This window comes from Ensifer sp. ENS08 (assembly GCF_014852195.1).
Lineage (GTDB): Bacteria > Pseudomonadota > Alphaproteobacteria > Rhizobiales > Rhizobiaceae > Ensifer > Ensifer adhaerens.
Genome location: NZ_JACVBF010000002.1, coordinates 481,885 through 508,271, shown reverse-complemented (window position 1 = coordinate 508,271; position 26,387 = coordinate 481,885). Strand labels below are relative to the sequence as shown.

Genomic DNA, 26,387 nt, shown 5'->3' with positions numbered 1-26,387 from the left:
CCTCGAGGCCGCGACGGGCCTCGCTGGCGTTAGGTTTCACCACCGCGGCTAGAGAACCTTCCGATCGGTAAAGGCCCAGGCGGCGTTATCCGCCTTCACCCGGGCAAAGCGTTTCATCATCAGCGCATAGCGAGATGCCGAAATCACGTCGTCGCGTTCCTTGACGATCCGGCCGTCCTTGCGGTGGTAGAGCCTGAACTCCTCGAACCAGTCGCCACAGGTCGAAAACACCTTGAAGCGACCGGTCTGCATGCGCTGCAGCATGTCGGAGACCCCCGCCTCGACACCGTTGGTGCCGTCGTCGAAGGTCGCGCGCTCGGGCAGCATCACGAGCCCCTGCCCGCGATATTGCGCCGCCAGTTGCTCGCCCGAGCCCTTGTCGTGCTGCAGCCCGTCATGCGGCCAGGCCCAGGGCAGCCAGGGCCCCCAGGGCTTCAGGCTCGCCGCATGGATGATCGGCGTCGCCTCGCGCTCGCGGTAGCAGCGGGTGACGTAAAAGACATCCGCATCCCGGTCCCAGGCGCAAAGCGCTGCGGCAAACGGGTGATCCCAGCCGAAATCGAGCCCGCCGATCTGCACCCAGTGCCTGGGAACCTCGAATGGCTCGACCCGGATCTGCTCTTCCGTCACCGGGAAGATTCTTCCCGACCCGAGCGTCGGCACCCCCTTGGTGCGCGCTTCCTTCTCATGCGCGGGGTAGCTGGCGATGATCTTCGCGCGCTCCTCGGCCGAATAATGTTCGGCATCGTCGATCGTCATCGTCACCACGGTCCGGTCGTCTGATGGTTCCAGCAGATAGCGGCTGACGACCGAGCTCATGCCTTTCAGCGGCGTAAACGTCACGGCGACCGAGCCACCGGTCGCATTGGTGCGGGTGATGCCTTCGAAATAGACGTCTTCCGGCGGCTCCTCGTCGAACCAGAGATAGTCGACGGTGTTCGCCTGCCATTTCGCCCGGCCCTGCTCGTAAGCCTTCAAGAGCAGCGTCGAGGTGCCGCCCGAAGTGTGCCGCACGGTCACGCTGTCGAGCGCGCCGGAAGCGCTGGAGCGCCGGGTCCAGCCTGAGATCGCCGCCTTCGGCAGATAGCCGGTGCCCCAGTCCTCCTCGCTCATCGGCGGGCCGACGAGCAGCCGCTGCACGCCATCGCGTGTCAGCTCGTGCGATTCCGAACCGCCGATCATCGTGATCGGCCGGTCGAACCGTCGGCCCGCCCACCAAGAGGGATAGTCGCCTGTCAGATGCATTGCCGCTTCCGCGGCGCCGGCAAGCGTCTTGCCGAGCTGGTTGCCGGCCATGAACAGCCGCTCGCGAAAGGTAGCGCCTGCCTCATGAAATGCCGTCTGCTTCGTGTAGGGCTGGTAATAGCGCAGCCTATTCGTGTTCTGCCTGCGCCCGATCTCCATCGTCAGTTCCATCCGCTCCCGAAGCAGCAAGGAAAGGCCTGATGGTCTGGTCGAGCTTGCGGATCCGCTCGAGGAGTTGTTCATCCGTCATCTCGCCCATCTGGTTTGGATTGATGGTCACGTCCTTCGGCATCAGCGCCGCTATCGTCTTCAGGAAGTCGTTTGGGTTCTTCTCGATCAGCGCGTGGATCGCGGCCGCCCCTCGGCTCTCCCAGGCCGAAAGCATGTCCTCGAGAAAGAGTTCGCCGAGCTTGGTGCGCACTGCCTTGCGCGTCCGCGCCCGGGGGACGGCCCCACCCCCTCCGGCGCGCGGCAGAAAGCGCCCGGTCTTCGGGTCCTTTGCGGGTTTCACTGTCATGGGATTTGCTCCGGGGCACGAGGCGATTGCTCCTCCTGCGCACGTTGGATCGGCCGCCGCTTGACCAAAAGTTGCATTCTGCCATCAAAGCCGACCGGTAGCGGCGGGCTTTGGAGGCGATCGCAGGTGATCCGGCGTTTGTGGACGAAACTGCTTGGCATGTTCGCGAGGCCGGCTCCGGCCCTGGCCGAAGTCGACGAGCCGACATCTCCGAAGGTCTCGGCGCCCAAGCTGGGAACGCCAATGCCTGCGGGAGACACCATCGTGTCGCCGCGGCTGTTCAAGCTAGCAAGCGTGACAGCCGATCACAGAAAAATGCGTGTGTCACGCCGGATGTCACGCTTGCAACCTTGACTTCAGGTTGCATTCGGTCATCAATACCGCTCACCGGGTTGCCCCACATCGGGTGCTTCTGGCGCAATGCATCGCAAGCGCTCCTGCTCTACCGGCAGTGGCCAGGGAAAAGTCAAATTAGTTCAAGATTTTAAGCAGTTTTTCAGCCTAGCAGTCCAGCCGCGGGAACCATGCAATGAATGCAACAGGTGCCAGATGATCCGCAACACGTTCAGCAAGTTGAAGACCATTTTCACCCCGCGGCCGTCCGCAACGAATATCTCGCCCAGGTTGCTTGAACTGGCGACGTCAGGAAATGTCGATGCCCAGGCGAAACTCGCCGAAATCTATTTCAACGATGGCGGCGCGGAACACTATGCCGCCTCGCTTCATTGGAACCGCCAGGCCGCCCGCCAGGGTCATCCGGCTGCCCAGGCCCGCCTCGTGACCATCTATCAGAGAGGCCTCGGCGTCGAGCGCGATCCGAAGGAAGCCTCGCGCTGGCTGCGCAGCATCGGGCAGCCCCGCCCGCGACATGAGACCGGCGCCTCCGTCACCGGCAAGATCGCCAAGCAGGAAGCCTAAGGCTTTTCGCGTAAAAGTGGGCAGCGGTATTGCCGCAACGACATGCATAAAAACAAGATCTTAAAACCTGTCGCGTGAGCCCTTTCCACGCGACCAGCTTTAGGGCTTTCGCACCAGAACATGCAGCGATCTTGCGACAGCAGCATGCGGGCGCCGAGGACGTGAAGCCCAAGTGCGGATCCGAAAAATCGCGAAGCGCCGTGACGCCGTAGCGGCCGTCGTCACCCGCGTCTCAGCGGTCGCAGCCGGCGCCGGCGCGGATTTGAGTTTTTTGGATATCGGCATCAGCGCCCAGGCAAGGCCGCGCCAATCCGCCGGAATCAAAAAGGCCGCTTCAATGACGAAACGGCCAGCCTGTAATATCCTTAGCCCGCTTCCGTTCGCTTGGCAAGCCCCTTTGCCAAAATTTGTTTCCGTTTTGTTCGTTTTCTTCCTTTACCCCCGCCCCGCCTCTTTGCCAGCCCATGTGCGCGATCGGTGGTACAATCGCGAGCGCCATGCAAGGCCGCTGGCGCCATGTCTCCTTCCTCAACGGATCCGGGGCCGGCGGCGGCATGGTTGATCCGTTTCGATGCGGAAGCGGTTGATGCCGCTCCCACGACCACGGGAGGTACCCATGACACGACAATACCTGATCGCCGCTCTTTGCGCGGCGCTTCTTGCGGCTGCCGGCTGCACCACCGACCAGGCGAGTCGCACCAGCACTCCTGCTCCGAGCCCCAGTTACCAGGGCATGCAAGGCGTCCAGGGCATGAGTCAGGGCGGCGGCGGTGCTGGCGGTTATTGAGGTCGCTGATGCTTCGTAGACGGCGAAGCTGGCGGGGCTCGTCGTTGGTCCAGATCGCCCGCCCGCAGTGTCGCTCCCGTGCAAAGCCTCGGCCGAACGCACCGCGCACCGAAGCCAATCGGATTGAACATCTTGGGCCGACATGCGTTGAGTAACCATGACGCGCATTCTCGCTGCCGCGCCATTTGTTTGCGCGCATTCTGTGTTAAGCTTCCCCTCGGGAGGAAAATGCCATGGAGAATTTCTTCGCACTCGCCGCCATCGTCGTCGGCTCCGCAATCCTGGGGCTCGCGCTCGCCTACGGGTTTCGTCGCAAGGACGCGCACCGCCCTCCCGAACATGACGACGCCCGGTTGAAGTTCTAAAAGACGTTGACGTTCTGGAAGACCGGGCTTTTCCGACCTGCCGGTCCGCGGCCGCTCCGCTTGTCTGCCTCTTCGCGGGGTTGCCGCAATGAGCGATTCCTAGCAGACGCCTCCCCTGCAAACGCGCGACCGGTTTTTACAATTCCCGCTAGAATGGACGCGGCAGAGTTCGCCCCGATATCATCGACAGGATGTCTGGCTCGATAGCGCGTGCTTGGGATGCCGATTGCATCGCGGACCAAGACTTGAAAAACGACAGGAGCCGGATGCGATGTCCCCCAATCCGCACGGCCACGCCCCGTCATTGAGCCACCTTCAATCTTGAGATCTTGAACGCCCAGACCGGAACCTTTTCCGCTCGCCTCGGCTTATTCCTGGCAAACCGCCAGCAAGGAGATGCGACGATGAACAAGGCAAACCCGAAATCCCGCGACCGAGAGACACCGGAAGACGTGCCCCCGTCTGGCGAAACACGCGCAGTGCCGATCGGTAAGATCCCGCCGCTCCCCGTCGACCAGCTTCCCGCGGGAGACCATCCGACGCCGGTCGATCAGGGTCGCGTGTCGCCCGTTCCGAGCCGCGACGAAGCCAATGTCGATCCGGACGATGCACTGCCTGACGACCGCGAAGAGAAAATCCTCGAGGATGATCCGGGGCGCGAGAAAACCCGCTTCGACGAGGAGATGCCGCGCAGCAGTCGATAGAGGCTGCGTTCCCACCCATGCCGGGCCGCGTTCCCTCAGCGCATGTGAATGCCAGAAAACAAAAAAGAGGCCCGCCGGTCAGCGACCGGCGGCCTCCTTAAAACACGCTCGCCTCAGAAGTAGGGCGAATAGCACTGCTGGCGCGGGCCACCATAGGGTTGGAACGAGTTGTCCCAGGCGCGGTAGGAGCGATAGCGCGCATAGCACCAGTCGGCATGGCGCGGGTTGACGCCGGTCTCGTAGCGACGCGCTGGCGGAGCGGCGATCGCGCCACCGATGATGACTCCGGTGCCGAAGGCCGCCAGCGGATACCACCAGCCGTCATTGTGGCGGCGATAGCCGTAGCGCTCGTAGCGATAGCCGCGGTGGCCGTTATAGTAGCCATAGCGGTAGCCGCCGTCCCAACCCGGACGCGGACGATAGCCGCCATGCCAGCCTGGCCGCGGGCGGTAACCGCCATCCCAGCCGGGGCGCGGGCGATAGCCGCCGTGCCAGCCCGGCGGACGCCGGCGATGGTGACCGCCGTTCCATTCCCGGTGCTGCACCAGTTGAACGTCGCTCTTCTGCACCCGCTCGATGGCAACAGCCGGCAGGGCGTTTGCCGGCGTGATGCCCGAAAGAGCCGTTATCGCCGCAAGCACGACGATGCCAATCTTCTTCATTTCATCACCTGTCCGTTTGTAACAGGTGCGAGTTTTGGCCGGGGCGACGTGAACCCACAATGAATGCGACAATCCTAATATGGACCGCAACTCATAGGTAGCATCGCAATACTCCAGGGTGACACTGCCGCCCGGCAAGCCCGCCATCCCCGGCGATGGCCTGCCATACCCGGGTTGCCCCTGTCATCCCCTCAGGTGCGCGCGCCCGCCTTGCCGCGCAGCTTCAGCGCATGGGCGATCAGCGTCTCCACCACCTGGCCGTAGGCGATGCCGTCGGCTGCCAGCGCCTTGGCATACATGCTGATATTGGTGAAGCCGGGAATGGTGTTGATTTCGTTGATCATGAGGCTTCCATCGGCGCGCAGGAAGAAGTCCACCCGCGCCATCCCCGCGCAGTCAAGCGCCCGGAATGCCCGCGCGGCCATGTCCTTGGCCTCGGCGATCACCTCCTCGGAGAGTTTGGCGGGCGCCTGAACGACTGCGCCGCCGGCATCGACATATTTGGCGTCGTAGCTGTAGAAACCGTGGCTCGCAGCCGGAATGATTTCGCCCGGTCGCGAGACGGTGAGCTGTCCCTTCGCATCCTCCAGCACCGAGCACTCGATCTCGCGGGCCTGAACGAACTCCTCGATCAGCACCTTGTCGTCGTGCCGGAACGCCTCGTTAAGCGCCGCCTGAAGCGCGTCCAGACTGTCGACGCGGCTGACGCCGACGGAAGATCCCTGCCGCGCCGGCTTGACGAAAACCGGCAGTCCCAGGCTTTCGAGGATGGTCTCGCTTGAATAGGCGTCGCCCGCATGAAGGCCGATCGCCCGCGCAACGGCAATGCCTTCGGCCACCAGCAGGCGCTTGGCGAGCGCCTTGTCCATGGCGACCGCCGAAGCCGCGACACCGCAGCCGACATAGGCGACATCGGCTGTTTCCGCATAGCCTTGCACCGTCCCGTCTTCGCCGAAGGGACCATGCAGAACCGGAAAGATCAGGTCGATCGCCGGCAGCAGCCCTTGGCGGCCGTCGGCCGCGATGGTGACCGCCCGCCCCCGCCCGCCGGGGATTAGCGCCACCTGCGTTCCCGACGCGGGGATCGCCTTCGGCAGTTCCCCGTCTTCGAGATCGACCAGCATCCAGCGGCCATCCCTGGCGATCCCGATCGGCACGATCTCGTAGCGCGTCCGATCGAGCGCCGCGACGGCGTTGCGCGCCGACATCAGCGAAACCTCATGCTCCGCCGACCGGCCACCGAACAGCACGGCAATGCGCAACTTACCTGTCATGATCCTTTTCCCTCCAGAATCGTGGTGCATCGTGCGCAACCAAGCGAGCGAAGATGGCAAGAAAAGGTCGAGAGAGGCGGCATCAGCGTGGAAGGAATATTTTCCTTAAGGGCACCCTTGCCGCTTGAATTCCGCCGAACGAAATACAATTGATGCGCGAACACTGGTTTGAAGGAGAAGCTGCCGATGGCCGAGGTCCTCGTATTCCACCATGCCCAGGGGCTGACACCCGGCATGCACGCTTTTGCCGGCGACCTGCGCGCGGCCGGGCACGTCGTCCACCTGCCCGATCTCTTCGAAGGACGTACATTCGCGAGCATCGAGGAGGGCGTTGCCCATATCGAGGCGGTCGGCTTTGAAGAGATGCGCGAGCGCGGCGTGCGCCTCGCCGATGCCCTCCCCGAAAACCTCGTCTATGCCGGCTTCTCCTTCGGTGTCCTGCCGGCTCAGAAACTCGCCCAGACCCGCCCCGGCGCCCGCGGCGCCCTGCTCTTTTACTCCTGCATCCCGATCATTGGCCAGTGGTCCTTCGGCCCCTGGCCGGCAGGCGTACCCGTTCAAATCCACGGCATGGACAACGACCCGATCTTCGTCGGCGAAGGTGATGTCGACGCCGCCCGCGAGATCGTCGAGAAGGCAGAGGACGCCGAACTGTTCCTCTATCCGGGCGACCAGCACTACTTCGCCGACAGCTCGCTGCCCTCCTATGACGCGGCGGCAACTGCGCTGGCGATGAAACGGGTACTTGCCTTCCTCGAGCGGATCTGACCGGCGCCTCGAAAGCCCGACGATCGAGCGGCGCTGCCGTGATCAGACAGCGCCGCTCCTCATTTTCCGGTTCAGTTGCCGGTCGGCATCGGCAGACTGAAGCCTTCCTTGCCGAGCTCATCGCGCAGCCACTGGAACTGCTGATACTTCGAGATTTCGATCGGACCGGTATAGGTCCCGCTTTGAAGCTTGCGCGGTGGATATTTGACGTAGGTCATCATCAATTGCTTGATGGAGTCGCTGATGGTCACCATCGTCCAGGTGCGCTCGGTGTAGTTGTTCATGAAGATGTCGTAGCGCTCCTGCGGGTCCTGCCAGAGGTCGAAGATCTGCGGCACCGTCGCCACATATTTGTTCGGACCCTTCCAGCCCTGATTGCTGTCGACGGCAAGGCCGCCGGTCGCCTGTCCATTGTCGCCACGCAGGTTGAACACCGCCTTGTAATTGCCGACGCGGGCAGCGCCGGGAGACAGTTCGTTCTCGGTGAAATAGAACCATGAGTTCCGTTCCGACTTGCCGGTTCCCAGAAGCACTGGCGACATGTCGAAGCTGTCGAAGATGATCGGCTGGCCCTCGCGGTCCTTGTCCGGCAGAGCGACACCGGCAACTGAAGCAAATGTGGCCATCAGGTCGAGGCCGCCGACGATGTCATGGTTCTTGGAGCCGGCCTTGATCTTGCCCGGCCAGACGGCGATGGCGGGAACGCGGTTGCCACCCTCGCGCACCGTGCCCTTGGTGCCACGAAACGGCGTATAGCCGGCGTCGGGATAGACATCCTGCCAGGCGCCATTGTCGGTCGTGTAGAAGACCAGCGTATTCTTGTCGAGGCCGGTCTCGCGCAGCTTGTCCATGATGCGGCCGATGCGGGTGTCCAGCTCGACGATGCTGTCGGCATATTTCGACTTCGACAGCGATTTATGCTCGAACTCGGGCGCCGGCATGTTCGGCTGGTGCACCTTCATGAAGTTGACGTCGATGAAGAACGGCTTGTCGGATTTCGCCGCGTCGTCGAGAAACTCGATGGCCGCCTTTTCGACGTAGCTGTCGAAATAGGGGATGCCGACGACCCCTGCCGCGCCATTGACCGTGGGCGTGTCGATATACTGGCCGTTGATCTTGAAGTCCTCGACCGCCGTTTCGCCGGCCTTACCGGAGAGCGCGCCCTTGGTGACCTTCTGGAACATGGCCCTGAGCTTGGGGTCCATATCCGGGAACCAGGTCGGGTCGGCGTAGGTGTAGGCGTTGAGGTGGTAAAGGCCGCAATACTTCATGACGTCGAAGCCATGGGCGTTCGGCAAGGCATAGTCCGCCTCGCCCAAATGCCATTTGCCGGTGAAATAGGTCTGGTACCCGCCGAGCTTCAACACGGAGGCGAGCGTCCATTCGGCCGCCGGAAGACCGCCGCCTTCCCCCTGGAATGCAACCGTCGTCATGCCGCTGCGGTTGGGAATACGCCCGGTGATCATGGCGGCGCGACCCGGCGTGCAGCTCGGCTGGGCATAGAAATCATAAAACAGCATGCCCTGTTCGGCCAGCTTGTCGATGTTGGGTGTCGGCATGCCTCGTCCTTCACCGCCGCCATAGGGGCCGAGGTCTCCGTAGCCGGTGTCATCGGAAACGATCAGAAGGATGTTGGGTTTTGGTGTCGCTTGCTGCGCACGCGCCGGGGTTGACAGGCCAGCGACAATGCTCAGCCCTGCCACGCACGACGCCAGAAGTTTCATCGGAAAAGTCCTCGACACGCAGCGGGACGAATTTGAATGATCAGATGCCTTTATCATTGTCAGGTTCCTTCCTGCGATGAGCCATCGCGCGAAAAACTGATCTGGGAAGAAGCACGTCTCCATTGAGGTTCGACGCGCAAAGCCATGCCTGAATTTTCAAACAAATTTCGGCTGCCAAAACGGCAACTCACGACCGATTGCGAAAGGCCGTTGCCGTCTGCGCGGGCATGCTGCTCCTTTCGCGCGGGCAATCAAGTACGTAACTGTAACGAACGCCATAAACGTGGGCGCTCAACCGGTGGCGCAGTGACCGCATCGGGCCGAAATCGACCGGAAACGAGCCTCCCTTGAGCCGCGAACGGACCTCATTCTTGGATTTGCCTTGCAGAAAGATCCAGGCACTGGAAATCTGATACAAATACGCAATACTGAAGAAATCCGAGGTGACCGCAAATCATTCTCGAACTTTCAAATAATATTGCTGCAAGAATTGAAATTGTTTTGGAGTAACCGTGCTGATCTACTCGGACGAAAATCTTGAAGTCATCCATCGACCGGGTTCATCCCCCTATCTGCTGGTGACCTTCAACGAGATGGAGATCCAGGCAAACGGCAGCCGCTACTGGGGCCAGCGCTTTTGCGAGAAGGCCGACATCTCAGCCCTCGGCTTCATCAGTAGGCGGCCCAACTGGTTTCCGGCGGCAAGCGTGGTCAAGGCGGTCGAAGCCGCAGCACCCATTCTGAATGCAGCTCCCGAGCGCATTCTGTACGGCCATTCGCAGGGTGGTTATGCGGCGCTTCGCTATCGCCGGCGCTTCAATGCCACCACGGCCATCGCCTTTTGCCCGCAGGTCTCGATCGACCCGAAATCCGTCCCCTACGACAATCGCTTCCTCCGGCATTTTTCGCCCGATCTGCACGCCAATATGGGCATTTCGGCCGATCAGGCCGCCGGCCGCGCCTTCATTTTTTATGATCCCTTCCACGCGATAGATCGCCGCCACGCCGAGCGCATCGCAGCACTTCAGGCCGAAACGCATCTCGTGCGCGTTCACATGACCGGCCACGGCACCGTCCGTGTCTTTACCGGCACCGAGCGTGCCCTTTCGCTGATCGCCGCCTGCAGAACCCATGACGTTTCGCGCCTACGGGGTCTTGCCCGCGCCGCCCGGGTCGATGCGCCCATGCGTCCCTATCAGGTCGCCGTCGCCGCCATGGCCCGGCATCCCGCCTGGTCCGACGCGCTCGACGCCCGCTTCGGCGACCGTTTTGCGCCAACGGAGCGGGTCAACTTCCTTTATCACCGCGCCAATCGCCACATCCGCGACGGCGATCTCGTCACCGCACGCAATATGCTGGCGAAGGCTCTCGCCCTCCTGCCCGGCGATCCCGCCCTCACGCACCGGCTGAAGGAACTCGACGCTCGCATCCTGCGCGAACGGAAGGTTGCGAGGAGCCTCGTAGGGTAGGATAGGCGATGTTATTCGGCCGGCTGCGCGTTGCTTAGCTTTCCTCGTGGGGCGGCGGAGATAGACCTCATCGACGGCTGCCAGGAGAGAGCTTTCGGTTGAGGTAGACAAATTGAACTCGAACATAAGAAACCGGGCAAGATGTTCGGCGCAGCTTCCCTCCCGCGGTATCTGGTGCTCCGCGCAGGTCGCCTCGAACACACACCGCAGCAGCTCGATTTCCGCGACGCTCATCAAGACATTTCCATTCGCGTCAGACACGGGCGTTTACCTCGCCTTCTTCAGGCCCGCTGTGGTGCGTTGAGAAGCACAGCGGAGGCCAAATTGCTGGTCGAGGCCGGCCATAGTCCAGGAGCCGATATACAACCGCGCTCCCGTCCAGGACCCGTCACGTTCCACACGCCTGCCATATTGATCGAGTTCGCCCGTGTTGCCGGTTGCCCCACCGTTTCGCAGCCAAAGCGCGAGGCCAATCTGATGTGTGCGATGGAGCGGTTTCATTGGCGTCTATCTCCTTGTCTTGACGCAGATCAGTTGCTCTACAAAAGCCGGTGGCGCTCCTGCGTATCCCGGCTGCGCTTCAATATGCCGGAGCTGTCATGACGTTCCTGCGGCCTTTCGCATGCCTTTTGACTGGCCGGCTTTGCGACCGTCAGCACAAGACCACGGTGACGGATTTCAGGTTTAACCCGGAATAGTCGCTTCAATGTTTCGACATAGCGCATGGCATTCCTCAGTGGCTGCGGGTCATTCCCCAGTCGATCGGTTCCAGATTGCTTTCAGCGCTGACCCGCTCCTGTCCGAGTTCATCGTTGCGAATTCGATATTGAGGGGCGTTGTCGCGTAGCGGCATCTTTGCGGTGATGCGATAGGTTTCGGCGGTTCTCGGTGAGAGATGATGACGGTCTCGCAGGCGAACGGACAGTCCGACGGGATAGCGATGTTCGGACATGGTTTTATCCTCACTGTCCGGGCGCATCTGATATCTCGGCGCCGCTGAGCGCGACCAAACGCGCCAACTCGTCGGGTTCGATTTGTATCAACCGCATTCGGTAGTGGTTCTCGACTGTCGCGGGCAACTTGATGAAGGTGGCAACACGGCGGTAGGCGAGCCAGGAAAGCCCTTCGATCGGCACCTCGTCGTCATCGATTTCGTAGGCGCCGGCGACGATCGTCTCATCGACGCCCGGCAATCTGAACGGTCGGTCGAAATGGATTGTCCGGTGAATCGTTCGGTCGAACATGACATCTCCTCCCGATACCGGCAGTCGCCGGCACGCGATCTCGTTTGATACCGCTGCGTGCGGCAGCGCTACGACGCGGCGATCTAAGGGGGAAATGGCGGGTCGAGGTTCTGACGCCGCGAGAAGCCAAGCAGGCTTAAATCGATTTAATCAGGGTGCGCGTCAATTGAGGTCTATTCAAGGCCAAGATGAGGCAGACCCTTCGTGGCCTGGATACCCGGGCGCAGGCGGCTGGCGACCGCTGACGAAGCAATCGGCCGCATCAATGACGCGAAAGTCTCGCATGCGGTCAACGAGAAAGCCCGGGGCGAAATCGCACCGACCTTCCTCATCATCGCTCTTACACCAGTGCCAGTACATCCGTGGTCAAAAGCCTAAAGCGACACGGCAATTGCGAGCAGCGAAACGTTCAGCGCTCACCTGCATGATGTTTTCCTACGAACCGGAGGTGGCCGCCACGACTGAGGGAAGAGCCTTCCGGGGATAATCGTTACCGTGCCTGAGAGACCGGCGCGCGCCCCATCCACACGGCTCCGGTCGCGTCCGCCCGCCCCTCAGGCCGGTTCGAGCGTCGCGTGTTCAGCCGAACATGCGACGCTCGTCGCGGTGCGCAGCCGCGCTGACGCGAGGGCATTCGAACCCGCCATCGCGGCAAGCGGCGCGGCGAAGCGCGAGCCGGGCTTGAAACCGCGCCACTGGCAGCGGCCGATCCGCGCCGCTCGCTTTCACGCCCCTTCCTTTTCCCGCGAAAGCCCCAGCTGCCAGTGCAGCTCCATCAGTCCGCGCTTCAGCCAGGCGAGCTGCGGTTCCGGCATGGTGCGCAGCATCTCGTAGTCCATGATGCAGACGTTGAAGACAGTGGTCTTCACCTGCGGCCCGTCCGGCAGTTTCAAGAGCACGCCTTCCAGCTCCATCATCCGGTTCGCCGCCTGGCGGGCGCCGCGGGCGCGCTCGGCGCTCGTCTCGCCGGCAAAACCCTTCACGTCGAACAGCGATTGGGCCCGCACGCTCGGGAAAGGAATGCCGGTGAGGCTGTAGTAGCGCGCCATCTGCCGGCTGTATTCGTCGCCCGCCTCGCGCTCATGCGCCGTCAGCTTGCCGTCGAGGAACATGCGACCGAGCGTGTAGCCGGCAAAGGGGCTGGCAACATCGGCATCGCGTCGGCCGGAAAAATGCATGCGCCGGCGCGCGTCCAGCGCCACGGAGCAGACCTCGCGCTCGCTTTCGCCATGCTTGATCTGCCCGCCCGGATAGCGCGCCACATTGGCCTTGCGCGGCCGGCCCGCCCGGCTGGCGCGCTTGATGCGGATGCGCTCTGCCTTGGATGTCATGGTCTCTTCTCCTTTTGCAATCTGCATGTGCCCTCGCCCGCTGCATGTGTCTGCGGCCGCGGGCGGGACTGAAATTCGTCGGAAAATTAAAATGCCGGCGCGCCGATCCCGTCGGCACCGGCATTCGCGGGCAAGCGGCCCGGCTGCTGGGTCCGTCCGCGCCGCCGCGCATTGCCGGGCTCGCGCTTGTTGACGGCGTGCAGCACCGAGGTGTGGTCGCGCCGAAAGATCCGCCCGAGCGCCGGCAGCGATAGATCCGGGCGCTCGTCGTAAACGGCGGTCATGCAGCGGTGCCGCGGCTCGACCAGCCGTCGCTCGCGGCCAACCCCGATGATGTCCTCGAAGCTGATCCCAGGATAGGCGCCAAGCACCTCCTCGATGATCGCCCGCACCGGCCGGCGGTTGAACAGATCGCTGTTTGCCGCGGCCGTGGCACCGCAGATCAGCCGCGCCTGAGATAGGATGCGCGCCTCGGCATCGGCAAGCGCCAGTTCCAACTCCTGGATCCGGCTCGCCTGCGCCCGAACCTGAACGGCGACGATGCCGACGAGATCGTCGAGCGTCGCCGGTTTTGCAGCGGCGCTCCCCGCTTCGTCCCCCGAGAGCATCCTTTCCGCCGACCCTTCCGCTGCGCGGCCCGGTGCCTGTCCTGTCGTCAATTCAGTGCCTTCAGACCGCATGGAAAGCCTCCCTCGAAACGGCTGGATTGAGATTTGCACGCTCGACGCCGGACACGAGCCAGTCGCGAAACGCATTCCGCGCCGCCGGATTTTGCGGGGCCGTATCATCCGGCTGCCTATCAGCTGCGCTTTCGGTCGGGACGTTCGCGCCTTGCGCCCGCCCGTCGGTGGAAACTGCATCGCGCCCGGCCTTCGCTGCCGCATGCGCCTGACGGAAGCTTTCGACCATCGCCCGCACCCGGCTGCGGCTTGCCGGCGATCGCAGATCGTCGGCCGGGCGCGGCGTCAGCGCCGCAACCATCTCGCGTTTGCGGGCAAGATCCGCCCTGAGACCCAGCGCCTCCGCCTTGGCGAGCGCTGCCAGCACCGGCGGCTTGGGAATCGTGCCGAGAAGCACGTTGGGATTGGCGGCATAGTCGCCGCGGATCAGTTTCTGCGTCGCCGCCGAAAGCCCCGAGGCCGGCACGCCCGAAAGCGCATAGTGGTAGACCGCAATGATCTTCCTCGGCTCGATCGTCGGGGGCATGGTCATGCCGGCCGTCTGCATCGCATCGAGGCTGCGCAGCACCGCCGCCTCGTTGACGCAAGCCAGCCGCTCAGTGAGCGCGGTAATCTCCCGGCCCAAGGTCGAAAGCCGGGCCTCCGCCGGCGAAATCATCATCTCTGAACAGGTCATTGTTCTCGTTTCCGTTCAGTTGGTTTTCGATTGTCTGCCTGCATTCCCGCTGATGGCGGGCAAAGGCGGTCTCGTGCGGCGGCGCCTGGGGGTGATGGCCGCGACGAGCCTGTCCGCCACCGCGCAACCCGCGGCCGCCGGCATTGCGCATCCAGTTTCGCCAGGTGGCGGCCCAGTCGAGCTTGGTCGCATCGCGTCCGGATTTGGCGCGCCAGTAGTCGCGGAACTTGTCGAACTCGACGCCGGCCTCGGCCCGGCCGAAGCCGAGGCCGGCGGCAAAGCCCCAGTCAGGCTCGAAATCTTCAGGCAGCCGCATCGCCCGGCCGCTCCCGTTGCGCCGCGAGCCTGCCGGATCCGGAACGGCTGCAGCCGGAACCGGCCGGTCGGCGTCCCCACCCGGATTCGGGTCGGGAGAGTTAGTTTCTTTAGGGGGTGTGGGGGAGCTTTCTTTATCAGAGAGGGCACCGTCGGCCGTCACCGTGACATCGCGTGACGTCACGCGGGCCCGACGGCGCTGCTGCCTTTCGCGGTCGCCCGCCCGGCGGCGCTCGATCTCGGATACGTGCCCCGCCTCGGCAGCGCGCACGGCAGAAAGGATCATCTCGGGCGACGCGCCCGATTGAACCAGGGCTTCGACGATTGCGGTAATGCGCATGCGCTCAAGCCCTCGCCGGCCGGCGGAAAGGAGAGCGCACCACCTGGCGGGAGAAGACGCCCGCCACCCCGCTAAGACGACGAATCCCGGCCTTGAAACCGACGTCCCCGGTCGCCAGCCGCCCCGGAGTTTCACGTGTCGGCAAGACCCCGCGCCCTCCCGGCGCCTTCCCTGTCAAATCATTGTCAGCCATGCCGCTTCCCATGCCTTCCCCTTTGGCCGTGCCCATTGGCACGGCCATTCGTCGCGCCTGCCGCGCGCCCGCTTCCGATTGTTCTTCCCGTCACCGGCCAGTCGCCTCGCCGCCCACCGTCAGGCAAGCAGCCGGTCGCCTTCGCCGTCCCCTCCCGGTGTCAGGGGCCACGCCTCCGCCGAAGGAGGCACTTCAACGGCCGAAACCCGTGACCTTGGCGCCGCCGGCGCGCACTGGCTGCGCGCCGGCTGCTCGACACCGACGTGGCGCACGTCATCGACCACGGACCGTCATCGGCCCGCGTGGCAACCATGCGCCGGCGCGCCGGCATCGATTGGAAAAGCGAGAGGTCGCCGGGGAGGAAACGACGGCCTCTCGCCTGGACCACCGCACAAGATGCGGCGATCGATGCTGAATGCGCCCCCTGGTCGGCATCGGCTGAGACGGATCGATCATCCGCATCCAGTCCGCTTGCTGCCCACTGGGCGCCGTGACGGTTGCTGCAGCGGTTTCTGCCGCTCATTTCCGTTGACATCCTATTCATAGTAGGATTTCTTATTGCCATCAAGAGGAAAAATCCTATTGGACGACGGAAACGGAATCTGGGATGCCAGTGCCATGGACGAATTGCGCCACCTCATCCGGGAAGCAGTCGACGCGAAGAAGACGACCTATAAGGATCTGTCGATCGCGATCGGGAAGAACCATGCCTATATCCAGCAGTTCGTGGAGCGGGAGACGCCGCGGGAACTGCGCGAGCGCGACGCCCGCGCGATCGTCGAGCTGATCCAGGGGGCTGCCGCCGCCGGCGAAGCCGCGCCCAGACGCGCGCCGGGTTTTGCGCCGCAGATCGTGCCCGGCGAGCAGCTCGTCGGCCATCGCGACCTGCCGATCTTTGCGGCCGCGCAAGGCGGCGACGGCCATGTGATCGTCACCTTCGATGCGGTCGAATATGTCAAGCGCCCGTCCGTGCTCGAGGGCGTCAAGGGCGCCTACGGCATCTACCTCACGGGCAGCTCGATGATCCCGGCCTATGAGCCGGGCGACATGGCGCTCGTCCACCCGCACCTGCCACCCACGCGCGACAAGGACGTGGTGCTCTACCACGTTCCCCCCGCCAACGATGCCGAGGCAATCATCAAGCGGCTCGTCTCGTTCAACGACCGCGAATGGACGCTGAGGCAATACAACCCCTTCCTGGAGTTCACCGAAAGCCGGGTCGAATGGTCCTTCTGCCACCGGGTCGTCGGCAAATACAGCGCGCGGTAAGCGGGGCGAGCACCACAAACAATCACAGGATTTTAAAGAGATTGAGCAGCAATCCGGTCGGGATCGCCGAGCAGCCGCCCGTTAAGGCACGCCGCAATCTTCCGGGCCCCTCGTCGCGCTTTAAGTCTTTGATTTCTCGCCCATCGCCGCCGCAACAGCACAAATAAGCGAGTTGCCTTAGTCGGAACACCGATCGACCAAGGCCTGAAAAGCAGCGTCAACCGCTGTCCGAGGGCTGCTTGCGACCACCCAGATCGGATCGGCCGCAGCGACGACCCTATCACCGGAACCACCAAGGTCAGCCGCCCGAACCGCCTCGAAAATGGCGCAGGCGCGCTTGCTCCTGCGATTGTACGCAAGCTCGAACATGGCCTCTGGAGGCCCGGCAGGATCGGCAAACACCTGCACGACATAGGCCCGAAATCCGCGCCTGTCGTCGCAAAAATTGATCTGTCGCAGGAGAACGGGGCTCAACTCGGCCTCGTCAACCGGAATGGGCGAAGACCAATATTGACCGGTAGACGGCTCGCCGGTTGCACGACTGTCGACGGACATCATTTCACGCCTCCCAACATTGCACGACGACATTACCACGGCGCGCCCGGCTCGTAACCAATGAACATTGAGTGGCTCCCAAGCGGTGAGCGCCTTCTTCGACCGCTCACGGATGTGACCGTTACGGGCCACCCCTGCCCGGCGACAGCCGTCACGCCGCCATCGCCTCCTCGATCTCCGTGGGCAGGTCGCCGATCGTAAAGAGCACCCTGGCATCCTCGAACTCACCGGTCGCCAGGTCGCCCGAGCGGCTGAAGGCGATCACCCCCACCTTGGTCGCCGCGAGCCTTTCGGCCAGCCGCTGGGCATGCTCGGGTCCGGTCGCCTGCACCGGATCGTCGGCGAGAAATGCGCCGCGGCTCCCCAGTGTGAAGCTCTGAACGACGAAGTAGGTGATCATCCCATGCTCCTTTTCCGCCACCTGGAATGGCGGCCCCACAGTGGCGCAATCACCCGAACAAAACAAGAACAAACAGTGCGTCATCGACAACTTGAACAAGGCAATTCCTGCCGGCAGTGTTTTTCCTATTGACTGGAAGATAGGATTTTTCCTATATCTACATCAGAAACACAGCCGGAGGGGCCGACAGGAAACCCGCGAAGGGTGTTCCAGTGCGCACCTCGAACAGACGAGGTGAACGATGTCGGATGCGATCTCCGTGGGCGCCGCAACGGCGATGAGCGCAGCACCCTTTCTAAAGCGCCGAGAAATCATTCTCGCCATGATGACGCTCGGTGCCGGCACCTTCTGCGACGAGACCGACACGACGGGCACCACCTACCGAACCGCAGCCGACTGGCTCGATGTGCATGACGGCGAGCATGTGGAGCGGCTAATCCGCTTCGATCTCGACGCGCTTCACGGCGAAGATGTTACCGAGACCGTCGCCGATGCCTGGCTGAACGGTTTCGACCAGAGCCCCGAGCAGGAACACAGACTGCCCGCTTTCGTGCGAACGTCGCAAGCATGGGAACGCTGGTGCGCCGATTTCAGCGCGCAGTGCGCGCCTTTCGGCCAAACCGCCCACGGCACCCTCAACCACCGCCAGCAGTTCGGAACCAGCCTGCGATGACCGTCACGCTCGACAGATCCGCCCTCTTTGCAGCCATCGAAGCCTTCTGGGAAACCGAAGGCGGCAACGATCGCGGCATCGAGGCGGCGATTTCGGCTTACCTGCAGCGCCAGGGGCTCACCACCTTCGACGGCATGGCGACGCGCAAACGCGCCGCGCTCGCCGCCGCCGCCGCCCGGCCCGCCTGACCTTCGCCTGCCCGGACGCCCCACACGCCCAATATTGGCAATCTCCAATCATTTGCGAACATGCTAATAGACAGCAGAGGCATCGCGGAGGAGACAGTCCATGCCAAGGCTTGCGCAACTCTATTTCAAGACCGCAATCATCTTCCTGATCATCGGCCTCTGCATGGGCCTGCACATGGCGATCAGCCAGGACCATGCAGCAACGCCGGCCCATGCCCATACGAACCTGCTCGGCTGGGCGACGATGGCGATCTTCGGCATCTATTACGCGCTCAACCCGGCCAAGGCCGAGCGGCGGCTCGCGCTGATCCAGTATTATGTCTACACGTCAGGCGTCGCGGTACTCGTGCCCTCGCTCTATCTGATGACGACAGGCAGGCCCGAGATCGAGCCCATCGTTGCCGCCGCGTCTATCGTCGCCTTCCTCGGCGTGCTGCTGTTTGCCGTGGTGATCTTCAGCAGCGCTGAAAGTCCCGCGCGCGCCAGCACCGCCCCATCGCGGTAGGCAGCCCGGGGCGCCTCGTCTCGCGTCACTTCGATGTCGATTTCAGCACGCGATGGGTCGCATCGTCCAGCGCGTGGCCGGTTTCGACACCGTCCTGCCGAAAGCCGCGCGCCGTGTTGGCGCAAGCCGAAAGCACAAGCACCGCCAGGCACAGGAACGTCAGCATCGCCTTTGACATGATCGTCTCCGTCTTTTCCTCCAATCGGAAATGAAGCGCCGACCGGCAAAGTCAATCGATAGCCATGAAAACCGACCAGTGAAGCGACCACAGGGGCGCGCCTGCCCGCCCGTGCGCGGGCCACTTTATTTTGGCAACCGTACCAGAATCAGCGAATCCGGCCTTTCCCGCTCCGGCGGATGCACGTTAGCTTCCGTACCGCGCAGTACGTTCTTTCTGGACTGCGCTTCCCCGCACCCCGAGCCATTTTGGGTGCCTGCTTGCCCCGCCCTCGTGCGGGGCTCTTTCTTTCTAGGGACCTGCCGGGTCGTTACCAACCGGTCTCAATCAACCTTGAACACTGCGTCGCCGACAAAGACGATGACATATTGCCCGCCCTCACCCTCGCGCGCCCAGCCCTGCAGCACCGCTGCATAGGGTGCGCGCTTCCATGCGTCCGGATGATCCGGATCGACGAGAACCGTGACCTGCGGTCCCTGGCGATAGATCATCATATGCGAACGCGCCGGATCCCACGCCTCGCCCAAGGTCTCGTCCGTACGCCAGAGACAGAGAAAGTCACGGCAAAGCTGCGGCCGGTCCTCATAGATCCGGCATCCAGCACCCGTGCAATGCCGACACCAGGCATTGGCCGGCTTCTCCAGCGCATCGATATCCGGCAGGCGACAGCAGAGCGTACAGGTGCCGCAGGCGCGCTCGGCGAGCGGGGTGGCGTGGGAGGGCGCAGTCATGGGCCGACACCTATCACCTTCACGCCCCACAGGCGAATGGCATTTGCCGTCAAAGCGCGCGTGCGCCTCGCGAGCAGAAGCATCACTGGCTCAAGGCGCAGCCCTCAAAGGCTTTCATAAGCCTTGCGCTACCGTCAAGGCGGACTCTGCAACCCGGAGAGTACCGTCAGCCGATGCGCGGGCAACCACTGCGATTGGCAAGATACAGCCTAGCGTATTCTCCGCGCCGGCCTATGCCTTCGACGATGATGCGGTTGCGGGTCATGGCTGCAATCGCGGGATCGCGCATGCCATAGCCATAAGCGCGGCGGATGGCCTGTCGTGGGCTGCAGCCACGCCGCTCGCGATAATATTCACCCTCATCATCGTAGCGACGATCCTGGCGATAACCATCATCGTCGCGACCAGGCCCGATATAAAGATCGAGCGATTGAGCCGACGAAACCGATGGCAACGCGGTCACTGCGCTAACGCCTATCAGGGTCGCTACCAAAAATCTGCTGATCACGTGTCGCATATTATCCTCCTGCACTCGCCCGTCGTTGAGTCGTTCCTCAAGCTAGCTGAGTGAACATGAATGGAAGAGTAACAAACGACTGCTCGAAAAGTTGCGCCCCGACCCGCGAAGTGTGGCAGCCGGCGGTCTTTTAGTACTTCGGCGGTGATCATCCGCCGCCGCGATGGAAGTGAAAGGTCTTCCGGTCAGTTTCGCCCTGACGGAAGCCCTGGACCAAGAGCGCCTGCTTCAGTTCTTCGACCTTCGCCTCGCCAATGACATGCGGATGAAGTTCGACGAGGATGTCCTTGACCGTTCCGAAGTCGCCGATGCGCAACAGTTCATCCTCGGTTCCCTCGACGTCCATGATGAGAACATCGGGTTGGTAGCGCTTAATAACCTCGGAAAACACGTCGCTTTCGATCTCGACCTTCGCTCCGGCCAGCTTGCGGTCGTAGGCGCTGGAGGAAATGATGTTCTCGCTCTGGAAGAACGAAATTGTCCGCCCGTCGACCGTCATCGCCTTCAGCCGCAAGGTGGGTTCAAGCCCGTTGAGCCGGAAATTCTCGCGTATGAGCGACTCCAGTGTTGCATTGGCCTCGTAGGTCACCACGTTCGCGCCGCCGCAGACCTTTGTCGCAAGCAGCGCGATGAAGCCAACGCCGGTGCCGACCTCCAGCACCTTGGAGCCCGGCTTCAGGATCCTCAGAAGGATGTTTCGTTCAGTGTCCTCGTAAACCTCGCGAAACATCAGATCGCGCACGACCGCGGGAACGCGCGCCGAGTCGGACACCAGCCTGATACCATCGATTGTCACCGTCCGCGCATTGGTGAGGTAACGGAATTTCTTTCGAATCGAACGAAAAAGACGCTTCATGCTCTGCCCCAGGACTTTTCATCGCCACATAGTACGATTTGGCGCGAAACGTAAGAGACCTTGCACAAACCGCCGGCCAGCATTTCGTTCACAACCTCGCGTCCAACGAAAGTATGACATTGTGCGGTTGCCTCACTGGTGTTTTTCACCCAAGCCGCCTTATATTATGCGTGAAAAATACATAGCGGAATGTGAATGACAGACATTACCTATCCTTTCAGGGATCGATCCGACGCAGAGAAAATCGCGGACCGAAGCATTTTTGATCGTCTTATCACCCTGTACGAAACGACGAAGGTCGAGCGACGCGAGCGAACCAAGAGCCGCGAAATCGACTTGCGATGTGTCAGCCCGCAGGGCCAGACCTCGCTTTATCCCGACGATCTACCGCTGGTGTTCCTTACCCGCAACGATGCCAAGCTGATGCCAGGATTTCTCGCGCACTACCGCGCCCTCGGTGTCACCCGCTTCATCTGTGTCGATGACGCTTCGACAGATGGCACACGCGAGTTTCTGCTAGATCAGCCCGACGTCGACCTGTGGGCCTCGGCGCTGCGCTACAAGGAAGCTCGGCGTGGTCGGCTCTGGAGGGAGGCGCTATTTGCGCTTTATGGCGATGACCGCTGGTATGTGAATGTCGATTCCGACGAATTCCTGATCTTTGACGATTGCGAAAACCGCACGCTGTGGTCGATCATCCACGCGCTTGAAGAACTCAAGATCACACGCCTGCCGGCACCGATGCTGGACATGTATCCGGTGGATTTGGCTGCCGCCGACATCAATCAGCTGAAGACCCATGCGCCGTGGGAAGTCGCCGATCACTTCGACAGCCTAGGCTACACGTTGGCAACGACCAAGCGCGCCATAACCGTCAAGGGTGGCGCCCGTCACCGCGAGTTCGATTCCGACCTGGAACTGATCAAGTATCCGCTGATCTTCTGGGACGAGCACTGTCGATTCGGCCCCAGCATCCACCAGCCGCTTCCCTATCAGCGCAACTTCTCGTCAGTTCTCGGCGCTTTGTTGCACTTCAAGTTCTTTGCAGACTACCAGAAGGTCATCACCGATGCGGTCGCCGACGGCCAGTATTTCGACGGTTCGGCGGCCTACGCCAAGATGACGGATGCGCTTGCAGGGACCGGTGCGCTGCAGCTCGTCTCCGCCTCGTCGGTGAAGTTCGAAGGTTCCGGACAATTGCTGCGTCTCGGCTTCATCACCCCAGTCCCCAAGGGCACGCCCGCCAAGGCGCCTCGCGGTTAGTCGCCAGCGTAGGCCCGGCTCTTTTTTTGCGCGGCTGCATGTCTTTGCGTCAGTAGCCGCCGGCGGATGTCGGCGGCTACTGACGGAGCGTGCGTTGCATTCACGGACGCGCGTGATCGGCTTCTTCGGATGGACGCATCTTCTTCTCGCCACGGACCGCGACCTTGCGCGCCGGGGAACCGACATAGATTCCAAGCGGATCCGTGCGCCCTTTGACAACGCTCCCAGCGCCGATCACACAGCCGCGCGAAATATGCGCACCATCGAGGATTACGGCACCGGCACCGATCCAGACATCATCCTCAATGACGATGCCGAGGCGCGTTTCCGGCTGCACCTTGATGGGCCGATCGGGATCATCAAAACCGTGGTTGGCGGGGATGACGACGACATGGGCTGCGATGCGCACCCAGTTGCCGATCGTCAGGCCACCGGAACCGTAGAGGATCGAATAGGGGTTGAGGCTGAAATGATCGCCGATGGTCACGAAACCATCATTGCCCTCGATGATCGCCCCGCGCTTGATATCTGCGTGCTCGCCGATCGAAATCCGCCCCCGGCCGGGGTCGATGGTCGCGCCCCGGATCCGGCATCGCGCGCCAATGTTCAGGCGGTTTCGATGGCGCAGCCGAAGCCAGATCGCCTTCAGTTCGTTCAGTGTCATTTCGCTCCAATCGCGATGCATCAAGGCTCTGCTGCCTGTCTTCTTAAATCGCCCTTAAGTGAAGGCAAAGACATGCAGCATTCAAAAATGCCCTTTGCGCACCCGACAGGATACGGCAGTACCGCAAAGGCCGGCGTTTCCCACAGGGCGCCTGCAACCACCGCCGATCCGCCTGCACGTGCGACATGGCTAAAATATGCTCGATTGCGTCCATGCGACGCCGTTTCATCAAATTCAACCGAACGGCGAAGGTCGCCCGTTGATAATTCGACCGACCGCTCCATTTACCCTCGTGAAGGCACTTAACCTAAGGAGAAGTCTGCATGAACCGAAACACAGTCATCGGTATCGTGGTTGTGGTCGTGCTCATTGTTCTTGCGGTCATGTTCCTCAAGCCGGGGGCAAACCAGCAAGCAACCGAGACCGCGCCGGCAACAACGACGACACAGCCCGCGACGACCGATCAGCCGGCAACCACGACACAGCCACCGGCAACGACTGACCAGTCGACGCAACCCGCGACCACGCAGCCGTCAACGACGCAGCCGTCGACCAGCCAGTAACCGAGAACCACGACCACCCGTGCCGAACCGGCGGCCAGCGGGTGGCCGCACCACAAGGCCAAGAGGCACCGTGGCACAGCCACGGTCGGGCGGCCATTTGCCGCCCTTGATAGCCGCGACACCGGCGGTGCTGCGGCCTACACGGTTTGGTGGGGTCCGTATTCCCAAAGAGAGAGTCGGCACAGTTTCAGGCTTTCGTCCCAGGTCTCGCGCTGGCAAGCGGCGATCGTCTTGGTCACGTGATCCCTAAGGACGGCGAAACTGTAGCGCGGAGCCTCAATGTACCGGGTGTCCGGGGCTCGCCGTCGCCTGTTGTTCGGGGTGACGACCAGAACCGAAAAACACCCCGCCCAGCTGTCCTCCTTCGTGCCGATATCCAGCTGCAGCAGGAAGCACACGTCATCGGGCATCGGCCGTTCCGGACCGGCGTCGGCATCGAAGTCGAATAGCGTGCCACACTCCAGGTCGCTGCTGAAGGCCCACTTCAGGTCCAGTTCCCTAAACATCAGTCGCTGCCCGGACGGCCGTCGGGCTTAGAAACAAAAACAACGCCAGCGCCACAGGGGCGACTGCTCCCCAGGCGCCAAGTGCCCTGCCAAGTCCGCCGGCTGCAACCGAATATCCATAGAGAAACAGGAAGGCGAGCCCCGAATTGGCAACGCCGAGATCGACCAGTCGTCGCAACGTCAGGAAAACCGCATAGCCGCCGCCGAAAATCAACGCCGATTTCGCTGGCCACCCTACTTCGTCAGCCGCCGCGAACGGAAACAGGGCTGCCACGAGCAAGGCGCACAGCGCGATGCCGAGCAGATAGTCCAATCGACCAAGCGGGACCGTGGAGAGCAATATTCTTCTGACCCTTGCAAATCGCATCCGCCACGCCCGCACTAATTGAATGCAGGCGATATACACATCGCAGCCGCAAGGTTCTACTTCGATGTCCCACCGAGCTCGGAAACGCCGGGGGACGCGGCGCACCGATCGACAATTCCAAAGCCGCTCGACCTTTTCGGCCAAGCCATTGCCGTCTGTTCCCCTATCGCCCGCCAATGCTATCAATTCGGAACCCACCCATGGAGCCCCCGAATGCGCGTCGTCTTCCTCTCTTCGCTGCTGCTTCTGTCCTCCTGCATACCGCACATCCCGGAGGACGTTCTCGACGCCGGCTGGTGCAGGGAGATGGCGGCGGCAAGGGCGAAGGCGACCGGCAAGGGGCGGGAAAACCTTGCCGCGGCGATGATCAAGCATGACTGCGCGGCCAAGCTCGCCGCGCCAGTCCCCCAGTGAGCCGATTGCCCTCTGAGCCGTTGTTCATCGGCCACCGGTTGCTGCGGGAAAAGAGGCCCGCTTGACGCGGGCCTCAGTTGTGTCTCGTCACCGGATAGCCCACCGGCATCTGCCAGAGCGAGATGTCGGCGATCTCCGGCTTCTTCACGCCCTCTCCCGTCTCTGCGCCGATATCGCGCAGCATACGGTCGGAGAGGTGGCTGAGCTGGTTGAGCGTCCGCCGACGCCCCCAGGCAGCAAGCAGGAAAGCGCCGACCGTGCGGCGGAAGCCGAACGTTCGAAAAAGGTCGTCCATGATCGCCGGCAAGGCGCCAGCGGTGGTCAGTTGCAATTCGCGCATGATTTTTCCCGCCGCGCAAAGCGGTCGGGTCCTCTAGATTATGGATGCGCGCGGACACGGAACTACGTTCCGGAAGCCGGTCACATCAAGTCAAAATGGAAGATACGAAAAGGCGGAACTCAGGACGCAATTATGCGCCGAAGTAATACACAGGATTACGGCACACTCGTCGTGACGGGTGAACCATTCCACCAGAGGCGCGCATCTGAACAAAATTGATATTCATCGTATGCCTCCTCTAGTTTGAGCTCCGATTTGGCGAAAATTACACAGGATTACTTTGTCGGCAAGAGGACAATCTGCAGACGCAGGATTGAGGATGCGCCTGTTGCATGACGGCAACACCAGCAATGCTGCGGCCGGCTTTGTGAGCCTCGCCACCACCCCTGGTTCGGGCGTGACCGTCGTCAACGGAAACGATCCCAATTGCACCGCCAATTGAACGGAGCCTGCTGATCTCGAAAACATAGGGGCGGCCGACGCCGAACGGTGCCGGCGGCACAACCGGCCGAGGGTCGGTCGCGCCGGCCGCGACGCCTTGTGGCCCGCACTTGAGGATCCGTGATCCAGCCCTTATGGAACAGACATCAATTCGGCTCAGACCAGACGGATGTTTCCATGAATTTCGACGTTCAGGACCTCAAGGGCGCCTGCCACTGCAAAACGGTTCGCTTCAATGTTCGGCTGAGGAATGGCCTCCATACGGCCCGCCGCTGCACCTGCTCATACTGCCAACTGAAGGGCGCGGTTGCCGTCTCGGCGGCCAAAGACGGCGTGACTGTGCTTTCGGGCGGCGAGGCGCTGACCAAGTATCAGTTCAACACAAATGCAGCAGAACACTTCTTTTGCTCGAAATGCGGCATCTACACCTTTCACAAGCCGCGCTCCAACCCCGATTTCTACGGCGTTAACGCAGCCTGCCTGGAGGGCGTGAGCCCCTTTGATTTTGAAGAATTGCCGGTCAACGACGGCATCAATCATCCGATGGACACCAAGGGCTCAACCGGCCCCCGGCTCGCCGGAACCCTTCGATATTTTCCGGCCAAGTGATTCACGAGCCCTGCAAGACACGGTTCGACGGCGGCCCGGCCGTCGCGCGTGCTTGGCGACTGATCGCCGGAGGACCAATCACGCTGGCCCAGCCCTGTCTTTGCGATCCTCATCCGCCGCCCGTCCCACGGTTCAG

36 protein-coding genes are annotated in these 26,387 nt (G+C 62.3%); 15 read left to right on the top strand and 21 right to left on the bottom strand.

Features of this window, described 5'->3' with window-relative positions; translation table 11 throughout:
* Positions 1-48: 48 nt before the first annotated feature.
* Positions 49-1,488 (bottom strand): terminase large subunit, encoded by a 1,440-nt coding sequence (locus IB272_RS08090; RefSeq protein ID WP_192444297.1) that lies wholly within the window; start codon positions 1,486-1,488, stop codon positions 49-51.
* Positions 1,373-1,762 carry a hypothetical protein gene (locus tag IB272_RS08085; RefSeq protein ID WP_134887784.1) on the bottom strand — a complete coding sequence of 130 codons (390 nt, stop codon included), beginning with the start codon at positions 1,760-1,762 and terminating at the stop codon, positions 1,373-1,375. Before IB272_RS08085 ends, IB272_RS08090 begins: the two co-directional genes overlap by 116 nt.
* 549 nt (positions 1,763-2,311) lie before the next feature.
* On the opposite strand from IB272_RS08085, the gene IB272_RS08080 reads away from it, so the two are divergent.
* The 4 genes from IB272_RS08080 to IB272_RS08070 all read left to right on the top strand — a co-directional run bounded on the left by IB272_RS08080 (position 2,312) and on the right by IB272_RS08070 (position 4,536).
* Positions 2,312-2,680, top strand: coding sequence for a tetratricopeptide repeat protein (locus IB272_RS08080; protein WP_051659282.1), 369 nt, complete (start codon positions 2,312-2,314; stop codon positions 2,678-2,680).
* A gap of 616 nt (positions 2,681-3,296) precedes the next feature.
* Positions 3,297-3,467: a hypothetical protein gene (locus tag IB272_RS08075; RefSeq protein ID WP_156400691.1), complete on the top strand. Its 171-nt coding sequence runs from the start codon at positions 3,297-3,299 to the stop codon at positions 3,465-3,467.
* 233 nt (positions 3,468-3,700) lie between these two features.
* On the top strand, positions 3,701-3,832 hold the full coding sequence (locus IB272_RS35345; RefSeq protein WP_255380915.1) for a hypothetical protein: 132 nt from the start codon (positions 3,701-3,703) through the stop codon (positions 3,830-3,832).
* Positions 3,833-4,236: 404 nt separating this feature from the next.
* Positions 4,237-4,536: a hypothetical protein gene (locus IB272_RS08070; RefSeq protein WP_090425664.1), complete on the top strand. Its 300-nt coding sequence runs from the start codon at positions 4,237-4,239 to the stop codon at positions 4,534-4,536.
* A gap of 113 nt (positions 4,537-4,649) precedes the next feature.
* Here IB272_RS08070 and IB272_RS08065 read toward each other — a convergent pair whose 3' ends face one another.
* On the bottom strand, positions 4,650-5,198 hold the full coding sequence (locus tag IB272_RS08065; RefSeq protein ID WP_034793472.1) for a BA14K family protein: 549 nt from the start codon (positions 5,196-5,198) through the stop codon (positions 4,650-4,652).
* A 191-nt stretch (positions 5,199-5,389) separates the two neighbouring features.
* A complete protein-coding gene (locus IB272_RS08060) occupies positions 5,390-6,472 on the bottom strand; it encodes a D-alanine--D-alanine ligase family protein (protein ID WP_112977127.1) in 1,083 nt (360 codons plus the stop codon).
* Between the two features lie 186 nt (positions 6,473-6,658).
* Between IB272_RS08060 and IB272_RS08055 the strand changes: the two genes are divergently transcribed.
* Positions 6,659-7,240 carry a dienelactone hydrolase family protein gene (locus IB272_RS08055; RefSeq protein ID WP_192444296.1) on the top strand — a complete coding sequence of 194 codons (582 nt, stop codon included), beginning with the start codon at positions 6,659-6,661 and terminating at the stop codon, positions 7,238-7,240.
* 71 nt (positions 7,241-7,311) lie between these two features.
* Here IB272_RS08055 and IB272_RS08050 read toward each other — a convergent pair whose 3' ends face one another.
* Positions 7,312-8,964, bottom strand: coding sequence for an arylsulfatase (locus IB272_RS08050; RefSeq protein WP_051659281.1), 1,653 nt, complete (start codon positions 8,962-8,964; stop codon positions 7,312-7,314).
* Positions 8,965-9,476: 512 nt separating this feature from the next.
* Between IB272_RS08050 and IB272_RS08045 the strand changes: the two genes are divergently transcribed.
* The gene (locus IB272_RS08045) at positions 9,477-10,433 is read left to right on the top strand and encodes a hypothetical protein (RefSeq protein WP_034793464.1); all 957 of its coding nucleotides are present in this window, start codon (positions 9,477-9,479) and stop codon (positions 10,431-10,433) included.
* 539 nt (positions 10,434-10,972) lie between these two features.
* Here IB272_RS08045 and IB272_RS08040 read toward each other — a convergent pair.
* The 7 genes from IB272_RS08040 to IB272_RS08010 form a co-directional block, all read right to left on the bottom strand.
* Positions 10,973-11,158: a hypothetical protein gene (locus tag IB272_RS08040; RefSeq protein ID WP_143556319.1), complete on the bottom strand. Its 186-nt coding sequence runs from the start codon at positions 11,156-11,158 to the stop codon at positions 10,973-10,975.
* A gap of 8 nt (positions 11,159-11,166) precedes the next feature.
* On the bottom strand, positions 11,167-11,385 hold the full coding sequence (locus IB272_RS08035; RefSeq protein WP_089043603.1) for a hypothetical protein: 219 nt from the start codon (positions 11,383-11,385) through the stop codon (positions 11,167-11,169).
* 10 nt (positions 11,386-11,395) lie between these two features.
* Complete coding sequence (locus IB272_RS08030) at positions 11,396-11,677, bottom strand: hypothetical protein (protein WP_034793452.1); 282 nt, start codon at positions 11,675-11,677, stop codon at positions 11,396-11,398.
* Positions 11,678-12,402: 725 nt separating this feature from the next.
* Complete coding sequence (locus IB272_RS08025; protein WP_060583349.1) at positions 12,403-13,008, bottom strand: hypothetical protein; 606 nt, start codon at positions 13,006-13,008, stop codon at positions 12,403-12,405.
* 86 nt (positions 13,009-13,094) lie between these two features.
* Positions 13,095-13,688: a helix-turn-helix domain-containing protein gene (locus IB272_RS08020; RefSeq protein ID WP_060643541.1), complete on the bottom strand. Its 594-nt coding sequence runs from the start codon at positions 13,686-13,688 to the stop codon at positions 13,095-13,097.
* Entirely contained in the window at positions 13,678-14,313 is a 636-nt protein-coding gene (locus IB272_RS08015) for a hypothetical protein (RefSeq protein WP_192444295.1), read from the bottom strand. The genes IB272_RS08020 and IB272_RS08015 overlap by 11 nt, the downstream gene beginning before the upstream one ends.
* Entirely contained in the window at positions 14,285-15,019 is a 735-nt protein-coding gene (locus IB272_RS08010; RefSeq protein ID WP_192444369.1) for a hypothetical protein, read from the bottom strand. The genes IB272_RS08015 and IB272_RS08010 overlap by 29 nt, the downstream gene beginning before the upstream one ends.
* Positions 15,020-15,830: 811 nt before the next feature.
* On the opposite strand from IB272_RS08010, the gene IB272_RS08005 reads away from it, so the two are divergent.
* Positions 15,831-16,481 carry a S24 family peptidase gene (locus IB272_RS08005; RefSeq protein ID WP_082566246.1) on the top strand — a complete coding sequence of 217 codons (651 nt, stop codon included), beginning with the start codon at positions 15,831-15,833 and terminating at the stop codon, positions 16,479-16,481.
* Between the two features lie 706 nt (positions 16,482-17,187).
* On the opposite strand, the gene IB272_RS08000 is transcribed toward IB272_RS08005, so the two are convergent.
* Positions 17,188-17,436: a hypothetical protein gene (locus IB272_RS08000; protein ID WP_034793442.1), complete on the bottom strand. Its 249-nt coding sequence runs from the start codon at positions 17,434-17,436 to the stop codon at positions 17,188-17,190.
* A gap of 241 nt (positions 17,437-17,677) precedes the next feature.
* On the opposite strand from IB272_RS08000, the gene IB272_RS07995 reads away from it, so the two are divergent.
* The 3 genes from IB272_RS07995 (at position 17,678) to IB272_RS07985 (ending at position 18,802) form a co-directional block, all read left to right on the top strand.
* On the top strand, positions 17,678-18,109 hold the full coding sequence (locus IB272_RS07995) for a hypothetical protein (RefSeq protein WP_060516136.1): 432 nt from the start codon (positions 17,678-17,680) through the stop codon (positions 18,107-18,109).
* Positions 18,106-18,297 carry a hypothetical protein gene (locus tag IB272_RS07990; protein ID WP_192444294.1) on the top strand — a complete coding sequence of 64 codons (192 nt, stop codon included), beginning with the start codon at positions 18,106-18,108 and terminating at the stop codon, positions 18,295-18,297. The genes IB272_RS07995 and IB272_RS07990 overlap by 4 nt, the downstream gene beginning before the upstream one ends.
* Positions 18,298-18,397: 100 nt before the next feature.
* Positions 18,398-18,802, top strand: coding sequence for a hypothetical protein (locus IB272_RS07985; protein WP_192444293.1), 405 nt, complete (start codon positions 18,398-18,400; stop codon positions 18,800-18,802).
* Between the two features lie 25 nt (positions 18,803-18,827).
* On the opposite strand, the gene IB272_RS07980 is transcribed toward IB272_RS07985, so the two are convergent.
* The 4 genes from IB272_RS07980 to IB272_RS07965 form a co-directional block, all read right to left on the bottom strand.
* Positions 18,828-18,980 carry a hypothetical protein gene (locus IB272_RS07980; RefSeq protein WP_034793400.1) on the bottom strand — a complete coding sequence of 51 codons (153 nt, stop codon included), beginning with the start codon at positions 18,978-18,980 and terminating at the stop codon, positions 18,828-18,830.
* A 323-nt stretch (positions 18,981-19,303) separates the two neighbouring features.
* A complete protein-coding gene (locus IB272_RS07975; protein ID WP_060583338.1) occupies positions 19,304-19,711 on the bottom strand; it encodes a hypothetical protein in 408 nt (135 codons plus the stop codon).
* Between the two features lie 166 nt (positions 19,712-19,877).
* The gene (locus IB272_RS07970; protein ID WP_060583337.1) at positions 19,878-20,228 is read right to left on the bottom strand and encodes a hypothetical protein; all 351 of its coding nucleotides are present in this window, start codon (positions 20,226-20,228) and stop codon (positions 19,878-19,880) included.
* A 148-nt stretch (positions 20,229-20,376) separates the two neighbouring features.
* Positions 20,377-21,084 (bottom strand): FkbM family methyltransferase, encoded by a 708-nt coding sequence (locus IB272_RS07965; protein ID WP_060583336.1) that lies wholly within the window; start codon positions 21,082-21,084, stop codon positions 20,377-20,379.
* A 195-nt stretch (positions 21,085-21,279) separates the two neighbouring features.
* On the opposite strand from IB272_RS07965, the gene IB272_RS07960 reads away from it, so the two are divergent.
* A complete protein-coding gene (locus tag IB272_RS07960; protein ID WP_113135765.1) occupies positions 21,280-22,347 on the top strand; it encodes a glycosyltransferase family 2 protein in 1,068 nt (355 codons plus the stop codon).
* Between the two features lie 100 nt (positions 22,348-22,447).
* Here the strand turns inward: IB272_RS07960 and IB272_RS07955 are convergent, their stop codons facing one another.
* Entirely contained in the window at positions 22,448-23,011 is a 564-nt protein-coding gene (locus tag IB272_RS07955; RefSeq protein ID WP_192444292.1) for an acyltransferase, read from the bottom strand.
* Between the two features lie 323 nt (positions 23,012-23,334).
* Between IB272_RS07955 and IB272_RS07950 the strand changes: the two genes are divergently transcribed.
* Positions 23,335-23,574 carry a hypothetical protein gene (locus IB272_RS07950; protein ID WP_060583335.1) on the top strand — a complete coding sequence of 80 codons (240 nt, stop codon included), beginning with the start codon at positions 23,335-23,337 and terminating at the stop codon, positions 23,572-23,574.
* Between the two features lie 137 nt (positions 23,575-23,711).
* On the opposite strand, the gene IB272_RS07945 is transcribed toward IB272_RS07950, so the two are convergent.
* A complete protein-coding gene (locus IB272_RS07945) occupies positions 23,712-24,080 on the bottom strand; it encodes an Imm8 family immunity protein (RefSeq protein ID WP_192444291.1) in 369 nt (122 codons plus the stop codon).
* Positions 24,073-24,591 carry a hypothetical protein gene (locus tag IB272_RS07940; protein ID WP_192444290.1) on the bottom strand — a complete coding sequence of 173 codons (519 nt, stop codon included), beginning with the start codon at positions 24,589-24,591 and terminating at the stop codon, positions 24,073-24,075. The genes IB272_RS07945 and IB272_RS07940 overlap by 8 nt, the downstream gene beginning before the upstream one ends.
* Before the next feature lie 69 nt (positions 24,592-24,660).
* On the opposite strand from IB272_RS07940, the gene IB272_RS07935 reads away from it, so the two are divergent.
* A complete protein-coding gene (locus IB272_RS07935) occupies positions 24,661-24,861 on the top strand; it encodes a hypothetical protein (protein WP_060516129.1) in 201 nt (66 codons plus the stop codon).
* Between the two features lie 73 nt (positions 24,862-24,934).
* Here the strand turns inward: IB272_RS07935 and IB272_RS07930 are convergent, their stop codons facing one another.
* Entirely contained in the window at positions 24,935-25,201 is a 267-nt protein-coding gene (locus IB272_RS07930; RefSeq protein WP_192444289.1) for a DUF1127 domain-containing protein, read from the bottom strand.
* Positions 25,202-25,520: 319 nt separating this feature from the next.
* On the opposite strand from IB272_RS07930, the gene IB272_RS35340 reads away from it, so the two are divergent.
* Together IB272_RS35340 and IB272_RS07925 are read left to right on the top strand one after the other, a co-directional pair.
* Entirely contained in the window at positions 25,521-25,643 is a 123-nt protein-coding gene (locus IB272_RS35340; RefSeq protein ID WP_281436391.1) for a hypothetical protein, read from the top strand.
* 176 nt (positions 25,644-25,819) lie between these two features.
* Positions 25,820-26,251 carry a GFA family protein gene (locus IB272_RS07925; protein ID WP_192444367.1) on the top strand — a complete coding sequence of 144 codons (432 nt, stop codon included), beginning with the start codon at positions 25,820-25,822 and terminating at the stop codon, positions 26,249-26,251.
* The last annotated feature ends 136 nt before the right edge of the window (positions 26,252-26,387 follow it).